The organism is Aliiruegeria sabulilitoris (assembly GCF_001558155.1).
GTDB classification, from domain to species: Bacteria; Pseudomonadota; Alphaproteobacteria; order Rhodobacterales; family Rhodobacteraceae; genus Tropicimonas; species Tropicimonas sabulilitoris.
The window spans coordinates 121,957-135,986 of sequence record NZ_LOAS01000011.1 but is presented as its reverse complement, the minus strand read 5'-3'; the positions used below and the strand labels follow the sequence as shown (position 1 = coordinate 135,986).

Below are 14,030 nucleotides of genomic sequence, written 5' to 3'. Positions count from 1 at the left end.
GCCTGCAACCTGAGACAAAACCGGCGCGTCCCTTTGCCCGAAGGGGCGCGCCGTCTTCCTTTCAGGACCTCTTTTAACGGTGAGACGATGACCGAAGCCGCCCTCGACCGAGACACACGGATCCTCCGGTTTCTCGAAAACGTCCACCCCTATGACAGCCTCAAGCGTGAGACGTTGACCCGGATCGCCGGCGTGTTTCTCGAGCGCAGGGTTCCTGCCGGTGAGACGATCTATTCCGCCGGCGAACTGCTCGAGGGGCTCTACCTGATCGAGCATGGCACGGTAGAAATCACCGATCAGAGCGGCGTACAGGTTTCCATCCTGCATGGCCGCAACTCGTTCGGCGAGCGTGGCCTCGCCCGCGACGGCATGGCGGTGACCAATGCCAGGGCCGTCGAGGAAACCCGCCTGCTGCTGCTGCCGGCGGACGAATTCCACGACCTCATCCAGAATTCCAAGAGCTTCTCCCGTTTCTTCGACCGTGGCCGCAGCCCGGCAAAGGAACGCCGCAGGGATCTGAGCACGCAACGCGTTGCCGACCTGATGGCGCGCAACCCGATCACCGTTGCGCCGGATACCGGCATCCAGACCGCGGCGGGCATGATGCGCGACACGCGCGTTTCCTGCCTCGCCGTGACCGAGGGCGACAACCAGCTGGTCGGCATCGTGACGCTGCGCGACATGACGACCAAGGCGGTGGCCTTGGGCCTGGCCGGTGACACGCCGGTCAGCCAGATCATGACCGCCGATCCGGCGAGTCTGGCCCCTTCCGCGCTTGGTTCGGACCTGTTGCACATCATGCTGGAGCGCAAGGTCGGCCATGTGACCGTGACCGAAGGCAACCGCATCGTCGGCATCCTGACCCAGACCGACCTGACCCGTTTCCAGGCGATCAGCTCCGCCTCGATGGTGCAGGAGATCGCCGAGGCTTACACCGCCGAGGAAATGGCCAAGGTCACCGGGCGCCTGCCGAAGCTACTGATGCAGCTCGTGGGGGCCGGCAACCGGCACGAGGTCGTCACCCGGCTGATCACCGATATTGCCGATGCCGTCACCCGCCGCCTGCTGGCGCTGGCCGAGGCCGAATTCGGAGCGCCGCCTGTGCCCTATCTCTGGCTTGCCTGCGGCAGTCAGGGGCGGCAGGAACAGACCGGTGTTTCGGATCAGGACAATTGCATGATCCTCGACGACGCCGTGACCGAAGCGGACATGCCCTATTTCCGCAAGCTGGCCAAGTTCGTCTCCGACGGGCTCGATACCTGCGGCTACTTCTACTGCCCCGGCGACATGATGGCGACGGCCGAGCGCTGGTGCCAGCCGCTCGCGGTCTGGAAGCGCTATTTCCAGGGCTGGATCGACAAGCCCGACCCGGAGGCGCAGATGCTCGCCTCGGTCATGTTCGACCTGCGCCCGATCGGCGGCACGCATGGCCTCTTCGAGAACCTGCAGGAGGAGACGCTGGCGGCGGCCCGCAGGAACACGATCTTCGTTGGCCACATGATCGTGAATTCGCTCAAGCACACGCCGCCGCTGGGCCTGTTCCGCGGCTTTGCCACGGTACGTTCTGGCGAGCACAAGAACGAGTTGGACATGAAGATGAACGGCGTCGTTCCGGTTGTCGATCTCGGCCGCATCTACGCGCTTCAGGGCGGGATTACCGAGGTGAACACGCGCGCGCGGCTGGAAGCGGCCGAGGCGCTTGGCACGATCTCGCATTCGGGCGCACATGACCTGCTAGACGCCTACGACCTGATCGCCGAGACCCGCCTGAAGCGGCAGGCCGACGAGATCAAGGCCGACCGCAAGCCCGACAATTTCATGCCGCCCTCGGATCTGAGCGATCTGGAACGCAGCCATCTGCGCGACGCTTTCGTGGTGGTGCGAACGATGCAATCGGCCATTGGCCAAGGCAAAGGCATGTTGAGTTGAAACAGGAATTCGCCAGCGCAGCACCGCTGCATGGAACAGGGGAGGGGCCATGTTCCTCGAATTGATCGCTGCCATATTCGCCGCTGTCGCAGCCGCCGGGGTCGTCTTTCTGTTGAACCGCCTTCTAGGCGGGCGCCTTCCGCGCTGGCTGATGCCCGTCGCTGCCGGTGCGATGATGATCCTGTTCACGATCCGCATGGAATACACCTGGTTCGAACGGACGTCGGCAGAGTTCCCGGACGATGTCGTTGTCACGCGGGTACATGAATCCAAGGCTTTCTTCCGCCCCTGGACCTATGTCGCGCCGCTGGTGAACCGATTTGCCGCCGTCGAGACGGGCGCCATCCGCACCAACGAGGCGGTGCCGCATCTGCGCATGTTCGACATGCTGCTCTTTGGCCGCTGGCAGCCGACGCAGGTCGTGCCGATGGTCGTCGATTGCGATGCAAGGCGTGGCGCGCCGCTGCTCGACACGGTCACCTTCGATGATTCCGGCGCGATCGAGAACGCCCAATGGGCGCCGATCCCGGAGGATGACCTGACACTCACCGTTGTCTGCAAGGAGATCCGACCATGACCGGCACAGATCACCCGGCCAGAATCCTGATCGTCGAGGATGAGGACAATATCGCCCTTGCCCTGAGCCATGTGCTCGGGCGAGAGGGCTGGAAGGTCGAGCGTGTCGCCGATGGCGATGCCGGGCTGGCGGCCGTGCGGGACCTTCACCCGGATCTTGTCTTGCTTGACGTGATGCTACCGGGCATGACGGGCTACGAGGTCTGTCAGGCCGTGAGGCTTGAGCCGGAGCTGGCGGAGGTGAAGATCCTGATGATGACGGCGCGTGGAAACGCGATGGAGCGGCGCAAGGGACTTGCGCTCGGCGCGGACGGTTTCATTGCCAAGCCCTTCGACCTGTCGGACCTGCTGGAGCAGGCGCGTGCGCTTCTGTCCGGCTCGGCGGAGCCAAGCAATGCATGAGTGGCTGGCGCGCAAGCTGAGCCTGCGCCTGCGGGTCTTCCTTTTCTTCGCGCTGGTTGCCTTCGGCGGGATCGCCGCGGTCGTGGCGGGCCTTTGGCTGGGCTACCAGCGGGTGCCCGAATCCGGAATCGAGGGCGGTTTCGTCTTTGCCGGCCTCGTGGCCGGTTTCGGTGTTCTGGCGATGGCGGTCTGGGTCTGGTTCCTGTTCGACGAGAATGTCGCCAAGGCGATCCAGAAACTGGCCGGCGGGATGCGCGCCCGCGCCCATGCCGACATCGCCGAGGAACTCGATCACCAACCGGCGCGTTACCTTGGCGATCTCGCCCCGGCAGCACAGGCGATCACCGGATCGCTCTCGGAGACCAAGAACGCGCTGGCCGAAGCCGTCGAGCGGGAAACGACCCGGTTGGCGGTCGAGAATGCCCGGCTGCAGGCCCTGCTGGCCGACGTGCCCGCCGGTGTGCTGCTATGTACCTGCGAGCACCAGATCGTGTTCTATAACGGGCAGGCGCAGGAAATCCTGGCGGGGGAAATCTCGGCCGGGCTCCACAGGTCCCTGCTCGATTACCTGCGCGAGGGCCCGCTTCAGAACGCGTACCGGCGCCTGCTGGCCTCCGAAGATGCCGATGCGTCCAGCGATATCCTCTGTGCTGCCGTCCAGTCCGGCGAGGTGCTGGCCGGGCGAATGCGGCTCGTGAACCTGCCGCAGCGCAGTGCGGACGAGCCGGGCTATGTGCTGACGCTGCGCGATGTCACCACCGATCTGGCGCTGCACGCCGGGCGCGAGGAGCTGCTTGAAGAGGTCTTCGAGCGGGTCCGCCGTCCAGCGGCGAACCTGCAGACGGTGCTGGATTCCGGGGCGTTGGACAATGGGAACGGCCGCGCGGCCTTACTGGGAGAGGTCGGGGCGCTGACCCATGCCATCACCGATCTGGGCGCGCGCTATGACGCCGCGCGTGGCGGCTGGTGGCCGATGGAAGACATTCGTGCCAGCGAGTTGGTGGATTCCGTCGTGGCACTGCTGGAGCGCGAGGGGATCCACCTGACCGCCGAGGCGGAACGCCTGATGCTGCGTTGCGATGCGTTTCAACTCGTCGCGCTGCTGACGCATCTTTGCGAGCGGCTGTCGACCGTGATCGGTGCCACGGCCATTTCACTGCGCATTGCCGAGGAGGAAGAGGGCGGAGCGCTCGTCACCATCGGCTGGTTCGGCGACGTGTTGCAGGTCGGCCTGCTGGACGGGTGGCTGGACCTTCCGCTCGAGGTTGGCATGGCCAACGTGACCGGGCGCACGGTGCTGTCGACCCATGCGACCGACGCCTGGCCCGAGTCCGGTGCGGTGGGCAGGGCGCTGTTGCGCCTGCCGTTGCGCAAGGCCTGTCCCATCGGGGCGCCACTTGTCGGCGCGCGCCGTTCGGCCGTCTATGATTTCGACCTCATGGATCGGGAGCCCAGCGGAGAGCTGGCCGAGACCCCGCTGCGCGAGCTGACCTGCGTGGTGTTCGACACCGAGACGACCGGCCTGCTGCCCTCTTCCGGTGACGAGATCGTCCAGATCGCCGCGCTGCGCCTGGTCGGTGGCAAGCGGATTCCGGGCGAGAAATTCGAGAGCCTCGTGAACCCGGAGCGCCCGATCCCGGCCTCGGCGACCGAGGTGCATCATGTGACAAACGAGATGGTCGCGAATGCGCCGGTCATCGCCGATGTGGGCCGCCGTTTCCACGCCTTCGCCCATGACGCGGTGCTGGTGGCGCATAACGCACCTTTCGACCTGGAGTTCCTGCGTCGGCACGAGGCCGGTATCGGCAAGCGTTTCGATCACCCGGTGCTCGATACCGTACTTCTCTCGGCGGTGGTATTCGGTCAGTCCGAAACCCACACGCTCGACGCGTTGACCGAGCGGCTCGGTGTCGTCATACCGCCCGAGGCGCGCCACACCGCCATGGGCGACACGATTGCCACCGCCGCGGCGCTGGAGATGATGATCCCGATGTTGGAGGGGCAGGGCTATCGCACCTTCGGCGAGGTCATAACGGCTGTGCGCCGCCACAGCCGTTTGCTCAAGGATGCCAACAGCCCAGACAAGGTTCCCGGCTGATACGCGTCAGATGCGCATCAGCGTGCCGAAAATCCTGTCGCGATGCTCTTCGAGATAGATGCGCAGCCAGGGCGTAAAACGTTCGGGCCGGCGCGCCACTTCGGCGGTCAGGTCATAGAAGCCGACCCATTCGACCTGCGCCACTTCGGCCGGGTTCGGCGTGACCTTCATCTTGGTCTGAGCGGTGGCTATGAAGATATCGACCACCTCGTGCTCGATCATCCCGTTGCCGACATCCGCCCGGTATTCCACCCGGTCACGATGCGCGGGCCAGAGCCCGGTAATCCCCAACTCCTCGCGTAGCCGGCGTACCGCGCAATCCGCCGCCGGCTCGTTCCAGCGCGGATGGGTGCAGCAGGTATTCGCCCAAAGCCCGCCCGAATGGTATTTCCCGTGCGCCCGACGCTGCAGCAGCACGTTCTGGCCGTCCATCACGAACACCGATACCGCCTTGTGGCGCAGCCCCTTTCGGTGCACCTCAAGTTTGTCGACCGGTTGCAGGGTCCCATCGACCCATGCGGGAATCATCTCGTCGGTCATCGGCTTTTCGTCCGGGAGTGGCCCTGGCGACCCCGTGGCGGCTGGAATGTTTTCGGCGGAATGCCCGCGCTGAGACGTGGGCAGGTTCGCTCCCGATGTAAGCGCCGATCCAAAAGCACTTCACCTCGACAAGGTGCCACAGGGGAAGATTGCCTATGAAAAAGGCCCTGAAATTCCCGATTGATGTGGTCAGACAGGAGAAACAACACCAGGAAAACGATTTCGCGGCCTGTTCTGTCGTTTGTCTGCGTCGATTTGACCGGACTGCAGGCGAATGCGAAATCGTCATCGGGCAAGGCGGAAGGCACCGAGATCGCTTAACAAACCGGTCCTGCTGCCTGTAGGCTGTCAAAAATACAAAATCAGGGAGCCGACAATGTTTATCCGCCACTTCCTCGGCACGGCCGTTCTGGCGCTTGCAGCCAGCGGAGCCCTTGCCGCGCAGGATCATATCACCATCGGTATGGCGCTGGAGCCGCCAAATCTCGACCCGACCGGAGGCGCCGCGGCCGCCATCGACGAGGTGGTCTATGCCAATGTCTTCGAAGGGCTGACGCGCTTTGCACCTGACGGTGCCATCGTGCCGGGGCTGGCGGAAAGCTGGGAAGTGTCCGAGGGCGGGGCGGTCTACACCTTTCATCTCCGCGATGGCGTGAGCTTCCATGACGGCTCGAAAATGGATGGCGAGGATGTCGTCTTCTCGCTGGAGCGTGCCCGCGCCGAGGACAGCACCAACGCGCAGAAGGCGCTTTTCGCGGGGATCGAGACGGTCGAACTTGTTGATCCACTGACCGTGAAGGTCACGCTCGCCAACCCCGATGGCGCCTTCCCGTTCAAGATGGCCTGGGGCGATGCGGTCATCCTCGCACCGGAAACCGCCGAACAGGCGGCGACGGCCCCCGTGGGAACCGGTCCGTTCAGCTTCGACAAATGGACCCACGGCGATTCCGTCGATATCGCCCGCTATGACGGCTACTGGGGGGCGGCGCCGGCGCTTGCCAGCGCGACGTTCAAGTTCATCTCCGATCCCAACGCGGCCTTTGCCGCGATGATGGCCGGCGATGTCGATGCCTTCCCGAATTTCCCGGCGCCGGAAACGCTGATGCAGTTCGATGCCAACCCGATGTTCAAGGTCATCGTGGGCTCGACCGAGGGCGAGACCATCCTGTCGATCAACAACAAGTCCGGGCCGCTGGCGGATGTGAAGGTGCGCAAGGCGATTGCCCATGCCATCGACCGTCAGGAGATCATCGACGGCGCCATGCATGGCTACGGCACTCCGATCGGCACCCATTTCGCGCCGCATAACCCCGACTACCTCGATCTGACCGGGCAGTCCGCTTATGATCCCGAGATGGCCAAGGGATTGCTGGAAGAGGCCGGCCAGGCGGATCTGAAACTGCGGCTGGCCCTGCCGCCCCCCGCCTATGCCCGCCGCGGTGGCGAGATCGTCGCCGCACAGTTGCGCAAAGTCGGAGTCCAGACCGAGATCTCGAACCTGGAATGGGCGCAGTGGTTGGAGCAGGTCTTCAAGGGCAAGGATTTCGACCTGACCATCGTCAGCCATACCGAGCCTGCCGATATCAACATCTATGCCCGGCCGGATTATTACTTCCAATATGACAACCCGGATTTCCAGGCGCTGATGACGGAGTTGGAAAAGACCGCGGAACCGGCCATGCGCACCGACATCCTCCACGCGGCACAAAAGATGATCGCGGATGACTACGTGAATGGCTACCTGTTCCAACTGGCCAAGACCGGCGTGGCCAATAGCAAGATCGAGGGGCTATGGGAGAACGCGCCGACCCAGGCAAATGACCTCACCGGTATCCGCTGGGTCGATTGAGCGTTTTCGTCCTCAGGCGGCGGATTGGCCGCTTGAGGCCGGACAGGTTTCGCGTTTTTTCCTGATGCAGAGGGGGGCTTTGCCCCCCGCGCTCTTGCGAGCACTCCCCCTGGGTATTTACGTTCAGAAGAAGACGAATTGGCGTCCACCACTTCGTCTGACGTCAAATATCCCCGCCGGAGGCACGATCCGCAGGATCGTTGGAGCGCGCAAGAAAAGCTGTTTGCCTTTCCAAGGATCCGTGGTCCTGAGCCGTCTTACCCTGTGACATGCGCATGACAACCGATGACGAAGCCCTGGCCCGCGCCGCCGCAAGCGGCGATAGAGACGCCTTCGCGGCACTTCTCAACCGGCATTACGACCGGCTTTTTGCCTTTTCCTTTCGTCTGACGGGTGCCCATGCAGAGGCGCAGGACCTGACGCAGGACATTTGCGTGGCGCTGCCGGGCAAGCTGAAGTCCTTTCGTGCTGAAGCGCGTTTCACCACCTGGCTCTACCGGGTCGCGGTGAATGCCGCCCATGACCGCCGCCGCCGCGCCGCCACCCATGCCAGGGCCGCCGATGGATGGGGTGACTGGGAGACTGCCCGCCGCGCCGCCGATGCGGAAACGCAGGAGGCTGTCGGCTGGCTGGAACAGGCGATGACCCGACTCAAGCCGGAGTTGCGCGACACCGCTGTATTGATCCTGGCGGAAGAGCTGACACAGGCAGAGGCAGCCAGCGTTCTGGGCCTGTCCGAGGGCACTATCGCCTGGCGCATGTCGGAAGTGAAGAAAGCCCTGCGCGCAATCGCGGGGGAAGAACAATGACAGATGATCTCGCACGGCTCCGCGCCGCTCTGAAAGCTGCCCCGCCAGTCACTGACGGTGGCCGCAAGGCTGCGGATATCTCCGCCGCTATGGCCGCTTTCGACCAGGAAACAGAAAATTCCAGCCAAGGATCGCCCGCCGAGCCGCGTCCATCCAACAGCCGCCCCCTGATGGGACGCCTGATTGATGGAGGAGTTTCGATGATCCATGCCCTGACCAGCCGCGCCGGGCTTGCCGCTACAACCGGCCTTGTCACCGCCGGCCTCGTTGTCCTGATCGTTCTGCCGCAGGATATCGCTATTGGGCCGACGGTCGAAGACCCCATCGGAGTTTCGAAGCCGTCGAACCTGAAGCGCGATGAGCCGGTAGAGCTAGAACTGGCCGAAGCCGCCGAGCCGCTGGTGGAGCCGGTCGCCCCGGCGACCGCCACCCGGCAAGCCGCGCGCCTCAAGATGGCCCCCGCCGCTGGAGCCGGGATGGAAAGCATGGCGCTGTCCGACGCACCGATGATTCTGGCCCCAACGCCTCTGGCTGAAGCCAGCAGCGAGGAGTTTGCCAACGAGGAAGCCGCCGGGGTCACCGCCGTTGCAGACCAGCCCGTCTCGACCTTCTCGGTCGATGTCGATACGGCGTCCTGGTCGGTCCTACGCTCGTCGCTCATGTATGGCCAGTTGCCACCGGCCGATGCGCTGCGCATCGAGGAGATGGTGAACTACTTCCCCTATGCCTACCCGGCTCCCGAGCCCGGTGGCGCCCCCTTCGCGCCGACCGTGAGCCTGAGCCCGACGCCCTGGAACCCGCAGACGCAGATCCTGCAGATCGCGCTGCAAGGCGAGATGCCGGCCGTTCAGGACCGTCCGCCGCTCAATCTCGTCTTTCTCATCGACACATCCGGTTCGATGCAGGACGCGAACAAGCTGCCGCTTCTGAAACAGTCCCTGCGGCTGATGCTGGGCGAGCTGCGTCCCGAGGACGAGGTTGCCATGGTCGCCTATGCCGGCAGCGCCGGGTTGGTGCTGGAGCCGACACCTGCGGGTGAAACACGCAAGATCCTCGCCGCGCTGGACCGGCTGGAGGCCGGCGGATCCACTGCCGGGCAGGAAGGGCTGGAGCAAGCCTATGCCATTGCCGCCGACATGGCGGGCGAGGGGGAGCTTTCGCGCATCCTTCTGGCCACTGATGGCGATTTCAATGTCGGCATCTACGACCCGGACGCGCTCGAAGATTTCATCGCTGCGAAACGCGACACCGGCGCATTCCTGTCGGTCCTGGGCTTTGGCCGGGGGAACCTGGACGACGCGACCATGCAGGCGCTGGCGCAGGCCGGTAACGGGCAGGCCGCCTTTATCGACACGATTGCCGAGGCGCAGAAGGTGCTGGTGGACCAACTGACCGGTCAGCTCTTCTCGATTGCGCAGGACGTGAAGGTGCAGGTGGAGTTCAACCCGGCCGTGGTGGCCGAATACCGCCTGATTGGCTACGAGACCCGCGCGCTGCGCCGCGAGGACTTCGCCAATGACAAGGTGGATGCCGGCGAGATCGGTGCTGGCCACCAGGTGACCGCGCTCTATGAGGTCACGCCGGTTGGCTCGCCCGCCGTGCTGAACGAGCCGCTGCGTTACCAGCCCGGCACCGCGCCGGAGGCGAGCGATGAGCTTGGCTTCCTGCGGTTGCGTTACAAGGTGCCGGGCGACAGCGAGGGCCATTTGATCGAGACGGCGATTCCCGCAGCTGTCTCGCAGGCCTCGGTCGAGACCCGTTTCGCCACCGCCATTGCCGGGTTCGGGCAACTCTTGCGCGGTTCTGTCTATACCGGCGAGTGGAGTTACGCCGATGCCATCGCGTTGGCCGACAGCGCCCGAGGAGACGACACATATGGTTACCGCGCCGAAGCCGTTCGCCTGATGCGCCTTGCCGAGAGCCTCGCACAATGAGCGGTCGATACGTACTGCGTCAGAACAGGTGCAAGCCCTTGTGTCGACAAATCCGGCTCAGGATCTGACGACTTTCAAACTTGCTGCGGAAGGAACATCCCAGCATTCGCCCCTTGCGCCACTTGAGCTCCACGGCGACACAGCCCATATCGGCGATCTCCACGGCAAAGGTTCCATGCAGGTCGCTTTGTGGAACATCCTCAGACAGTTCCAGCCTCAGCCCGCCGCCACTGTAGTCGCGCAACCGCGCGGGGCAGCCCGCCTCCGCGTAGCGCAGGCGACAGGGAATATCGACAGCCTGGCGCGGTTCGGTCGGTAGTGGTCTGCGAAAAATCGAGTGCTTTTCAAACATGGGCTCGTTGATGCTGAATCAGGTTGGCCGCTAGTTTGACCTCGCCGGGTTAACCCGTGATTACCCGCGCCAAGCGCGGCAGGAGATGGATGGCTTTCGGGATCACACGGATGGCAGGACCGGTGCGGCCGCCAGAAGGGCGCGGGTATAGGCCCCTGTCGGTGCGGAAAATACCGCCTCCGTTTCCCCTTCTTCCACGATCTGCCCCGCCCGCATGACCAGCACCCGATCCGTGATCGCCCGCACGACCGTCAGGTCATGCGCGATGAACAGGTAACTCAGCCCGAACTGCCCCTGCAGGTCCGCCAGAAGGTCCATGATCTGCGCCCGGATCGAGACATCGAGCGCCGAGACTGCCTCGTCGAGGACGATGAGTTCCGGGCGCGTGATCAACGCGCGGGCAATCGCAATGCGCTGGCGTTGACCACCGGAAAACTCATGCGGGAACTTGTCCCGGTCCGACGGCGCCAGTCCGACATTTTCCAGTGCCTCGCCAATCCGCTCCTCCAGATCCGGCGGCCGCCCGGTCAGGTGGAACGGTTCGGTAAGCAGGCGCGCAACCCGGTGACGGGGGTTGAAGGAACCGTAGGGGTCCTGAAAGACGACTTGCATGCGGCGGCGCAACTCGGCCGGCATGCGGGGCGAGACCGGTTGCCCGTCGAGCAGGATCTCGCCGCCCTGCAATGGCTCCAGCCCGAGGATGGCGCGGGTCAGGGTCGATTTTCCGCAGCCGCTTTCGCCGACCAGCCCGAGGCTTTCCCCACGCTTGAGCGCGAAACTCACGCCGTCGACGGCGCGAAAGGTGGGGCGCGGCCCGAACAGGTGTTGCCGCCGGAGCGTGTAATCCCGCACCGCCCCGCGCACCTCCAGCAATGGCGCCTCGCTCCTTGCCGCTGTGCGCTCGGGCTGATGGCGCGAGGCATCGAACAGCGCGCGCGTGTACGGGTGACGCATTTCGCGCAGGAGCGCTGCGGTCGGCGCGCGCTCCACCACCGCGCCCGCCTTCATCACGGCAATTTCGTCGGCCATCTCGGAGACAACCGCAAGATCATGGGTGATGAAAAGGCAGGCCATCTCCTCCTCGCGCACCAGCTCGCGGATGAGGTCCAGGATCTGGGCCTGCGTTGTCACATCGAGCGCCGTCGTCGGTTCGTCCGCGATCAGCAGCTTCGGCCGCAGAGCGATGGCCAGCGCAATGCACACCCGCTGCCGCTGCCCGCCCGACAGCTCATGCGGGTAGCGGTCCAGCGGAAACCGCTCCGGCACCAGACCGACCCGCGCCAGCCGTTCCCGCGCAATGGCCCGCGCCTCGGGCCGGCTCGCCGCCCCATGAACCAGCAGCGTCTCCGCCACCTGGTCGCCGATGGTCTGCACGGGGTTCAGTGCCGTCATCGGCTCCTGAAAGATCATCCCGATCTCAGCCCCACGCACCGCGCACATCTGCCGCTCGGACAGCTCGCTCAACACGCGGTTTTCCAAATGAACCGCCCCGCGCATCTGCGCTCCATGCGGCAACAGGCGCATGATCGAGAGCGCCGTCATGGACTTGCCCGAGCCGCTCTCGCCCACAAGCCCGAGCGTCCGCCCCGCTGCGATTTCCAGCGAGACATCCCGCAGCACGGGGATGCCCGACAGGGTCAGTGAGAGCTTTTCGATGCCGATCAACGTACTGCCCTCCGCAACCGCGGATCGAGCAAGTCGCGCAGCCCGTCTCCCATCAGGTTGAGGCCGAGTACCGTCAGCACGATCGCCAGCCCCGGTAGCAGCGCAAGCCGCGGATAGCCGTAGAAAAACGTCTGTGCATCGGCGAGCATCCGTCCCCAGGAGGGGGTCGGCGGCTGCGCCCCGAGGCCGACATAGGAGAGCCCGGCCTCGGCGAGAATGCCCATGGAGAACTGGATTGTTCCCTGCACGACCAGCAGGTTGGCGATATTGGGCAGGATATGTTCGGCCGAGATCAGTACCTTGCCCTTGCCGGCCACGCGCGCGGCAAGGATGAACTCCCGTGGCCAGATAGTCAGCGCCGCACCCCGCGCGACACGGGCGAAGACCGGGATGTTGAAAATCCCGATGGCGAGGATGGCGTTGAGCGCCGAGGGTCCAAAAACGGCGGTGATCAGGATCGCGATCACGAGCGAAGGGAAGGCAAAGATCAGGTCGTTGCCGCGCATGATGATCTCGTCGAGGAGCGATCCGCGATTGGCTGCCGCCGAAAGCCCGAGCGGAACCCCGAGCGCGATGCCGATACCCACGGCCACCAGCGCCACGGCGATGGAGGTCCGCGCGCCGGCCATGAGCATGGAAAGCATGTCGCGCCCGAGATGGTCGGTGCCCAGCCAGTGGGCCGCCGAGGGCGCGGAAAGCTTGGCCGCAATTTCCAGCTCGGTCACGTCATAGGGCGTCCAGAACAGCGAGAGCAGCGCGGCCAGCAGGAGCAGCCCGAACAGCGTCGCGCCCAGCCGGAGTTGTACCGGCCATGTCATCGGGAATGCCTCAGCCGCGGATCGACCAACGCATAGGCAAGATCGATCAGAAAGGTCACAAGGATGACTGCGAAGACGAGCAGCATCACAACCGACTCCACGACGATGAGGTCGCGTTGCGTGATGCCTTGGAAGATCAGCAGGCCGAGCCCGGGCAAGAAGAATACCTTTTCAATGATGATCGCACCGGCCAGCAGGAAGGAGAATTGCAGCCCGACAATGGTCAGCACCGGGATCATCGCGTTGCGCATCCCGTGGCGCCGGATCGCCTGTCCCTCCGACAGGCCCTTGGCGCGGGCGGTGCGGATGTAATCCTGTCCAAGCGTTTCGATCAGGGCCGAGCGCATCACCCGCGCAAGGATCGAGGCCTGAGGCAGCGCCAGCGCGACGGCAGGCAGCGTCAACGCCTTCAGCGCGGCGAACGCGCCGGCGTCCCAGCCGGGAAAGCCGCCTGCGGGGAAGATCGGCAGCGTGATTGCCAGCAACACGACGAGCAGCATGGCGAACCAGAAATTCGGCACCGCGATCCCAAGCTGTGTGAGCCCCATGATGCCATAGTCCAGCATCTTGCCCCGTCGCGCCGCCGCGACCATTCCAATCGGCAATGCCAGCAGGATCGAGAGCAACAGGGCATAAAGCGCCAACGGCACAGAGACCCAGAGCCGCGCTGCGACGAGGTCCGAGACTGGAACGCGGTAGGTGTAGGACGTGCCGAAATCCCCCGAAAGCATGCCGCCAACCCAGACGAAGTACCGCTCGCCCAGCGTTCCGGTCAGCCCCAGATCCTCGCGCAAGGCAGCGACGGTGTCTTCCGATGCATTCAGGCCGAGCATGAAAGCGGCCGGATCGCCCGGGATCACCTCCACCACGGCAAAGATCACAAGGCTCGCCGCAAGCAGCGACAAGCCTAACGAGATCAGGCGGTTGATCACGTAACGAAACATGCGCCGACGTTAGCCCCCGCTGCGAGTTGGCGCCAGTGAGAAGGGAAGGCCCGTTGCCGCGCAACTCCGGGGCGTGCAGGGGGCTTTGCCCCCGCGCTCTTGCGAGCGATCCCC

General features: G+C 64.6%; 12 protein-coding genes. 7 read left to right on the top strand and 5 right to left on the bottom strand.

Annotated elements, in window-relative coordinates:
- Positions 1–87 precede the first annotated feature (87 nt).
- The 4 genes from AX756_RS11825 to AX756_RS11810 are packed head-to-tail and all read left to right on the top strand — an operon-like array spanning position 88 to position 5,005.
- A complete protein-coding gene (locus tag AX756_RS11825) occupies positions 88–1,929 on the top strand; it encodes a DUF294 nucleotidyltransferase-like domain-containing protein (RefSeq protein ID WP_068311410.1) in 1,842 nt (613 codons plus the stop codon).
- 49 nt (positions 1,930–1,978) lie between these two features.
- Positions 1,979–2,506: a hypothetical protein gene (locus AX756_RS11820; protein WP_068311408.1), complete on the top strand. Its 528-nt coding sequence runs from the start codon at positions 1,979–1,981 to the stop codon at positions 2,504–2,506.
- Complete coding sequence (locus tag AX756_RS11815; RefSeq protein WP_068311407.1) at positions 2,503–2,907, top strand: response regulator transcription factor; 405 nt, start codon at positions 2,503–2,505, stop codon at positions 2,905–2,907. Before AX756_RS11820 ends, AX756_RS11815 begins: the two co-directional genes overlap by 4 nt.
- Positions 2,900–5,005, top strand: coding sequence for a 3'-5' exonuclease (locus tag AX756_RS11810; RefSeq protein WP_068311405.1), 2,106 nt, complete (start codon positions 2,900–2,902; stop codon positions 5,003–5,005). Before AX756_RS11815 ends, AX756_RS11810 begins: the two co-directional genes overlap by 8 nt.
- Positions 5,006–5,011: 6 nt before the next feature.
- Here AX756_RS11810 and idi read toward each other — a convergent pair whose 3' ends face one another.
- Positions 5,012–5,545: an isopentenyl-diphosphate Delta-isomerase gene (idi, locus tag AX756_RS11805; RefSeq protein WP_156461473.1), complete on the bottom strand. Its 534-nt coding sequence runs from the start codon at positions 5,543–5,545 to the stop codon at positions 5,012–5,014.
- A 376-nt stretch (positions 5,546–5,921) separates the two neighbouring features.
- Here idi and AX756_RS11800 point away from each other — a divergent pair, with 376 nt between their 5' ends.
- From AX756_RS11800 to AX756_RS11790, 3 genes are all read left to right on the top strand, one after another.
- A complete protein-coding gene (locus tag AX756_RS11800; RefSeq protein WP_068311404.1) occupies positions 5,922–7,394 on the top strand; it encodes an ABC transporter substrate-binding protein in 1,473 nt (490 codons plus the stop codon).
- 275 nt (positions 7,395–7,669) lie between these two features.
- Positions 7,670–8,203 carry an RNA polymerase sigma factor gene (locus AX756_RS11795; RefSeq protein WP_068311626.1) on the top strand — a complete coding sequence of 178 codons (534 nt, stop codon included), beginning with the start codon at positions 7,670–7,672 and terminating at the stop codon, positions 8,201–8,203.
- A complete protein-coding gene (locus AX756_RS11790) occupies positions 8,200–10,137 on the top strand; it encodes a vWA domain-containing protein (protein ID WP_068311402.1) in 1,938 nt (645 codons plus the stop codon). The genes AX756_RS11795 and AX756_RS11790 overlap by 4 nt, the downstream gene beginning before the upstream one ends.
- A gap of 19 nt (positions 10,138–10,156) precedes the next feature.
- Here the strand turns inward: AX756_RS11790 and AX756_RS11785 are convergent, their stop codons facing one another.
- The 4 genes from AX756_RS11785 to AX756_RS11770 form a co-directional block, all read right to left on the bottom strand.
- Positions 10,157–10,489, bottom strand: coding sequence for a PilZ domain-containing protein (locus AX756_RS11785; protein WP_068311400.1), 333 nt, complete (start codon positions 10,487–10,489; stop codon positions 10,157–10,159).
- Between the two features lie 102 nt (positions 10,490–10,591).
- Entirely contained in the window at positions 10,592–12,154 is a 1,563-nt protein-coding gene (locus AX756_RS11780; protein WP_068311398.1) for an ABC transporter ATP-binding protein, read from the bottom strand.
- Complete coding sequence (locus AX756_RS11775; protein WP_068311396.1) at positions 12,151–12,972, bottom strand: ABC transporter permease; 822 nt, start codon at positions 12,970–12,972, stop codon at positions 12,151–12,153. The genes AX756_RS11780 and AX756_RS11775 overlap by 4 nt, the downstream gene beginning before the upstream one ends.
- A complete protein-coding gene (locus tag AX756_RS11770; RefSeq protein ID WP_068311394.1) occupies positions 12,969–13,916 on the bottom strand; it encodes an ABC transporter permease in 948 nt (315 codons plus the stop codon). The genes AX756_RS11775 and AX756_RS11770 overlap by 4 nt, the downstream gene beginning before the upstream one ends.
- Positions 13,917–14,030 lie beyond the last annotated feature (114 nt).

Bases quoted from the DNA above. Each gene is read 5' to 3' on its own strand.
- AX756_RS11825 (WP_068311410.1), top strand. From the start codon at position 88: ATGACCGAAGCCGCCCTCGACCGAGACACACGGATCCTCCGGTTTCTC.
- AX756_RS11820 (WP_068311408.1), top strand. From the start codon at position 1,979: ATGTTCCTCGAATTGATCGCTGCCATATTCGCCGCTGTCGCAGCCGCC.
- AX756_RS11815 (WP_068311407.1), top strand. From the start codon at position 2,503: ATGACCGGCACAGATCACCCGGCCAGAATCCTGATCGTCGAGGATGAG.
- AX756_RS11810 (WP_068311405.1), top strand. From the start codon at position 2,900: ATGCATGAGTGGCTGGCGCGCAAGCTGAGCCTGCGCCTGCGGGTCTTC.
- idi (WP_156461473.1), bottom strand. From the start codon at position 5,545: ATGACCGACGAGATGATTCCCGCATGGGTCGATGGGACCCTGCAACCG.
- AX756_RS11800 (WP_068311404.1), top strand. From the start codon at position 5,922: ATGTTTATCCGCCACTTCCTCGGCACGGCCGTTCTGGCGCTTGCAGCC.
- AX756_RS11795 (WP_068311626.1), top strand. From the start codon at position 7,670: ATGACAACCGATGACGAAGCCCTGGCCCGCGCCGCCGCAAGCGGCGAT.
- AX756_RS11790 (WP_068311402.1), top strand. From the start codon at position 8,200: ATGACAGATGATCTCGCACGGCTCCGCGCCGCTCTGAAAGCTGCCCCG.
- AX756_RS11785 (WP_068311400.1), bottom strand. From the start codon at position 10,489: ATGTTTGAAAAGCACTCGATTTTTCGCAGACCACTACCGACCGAACCG.
- AX756_RS11775 (WP_068311396.1), bottom strand. From the start codon at position 12,972: ATGACATGGCCGGTACAACTCCGGCTGGGCGCGACGCTGTTCGGGCTG.
- AX756_RS11770 (WP_068311394.1), bottom strand. From the start codon at position 13,916: ATGTTTCGTTACGTGATCAACCGCCTGATCTCGTTAGGCTTGTCGCTG.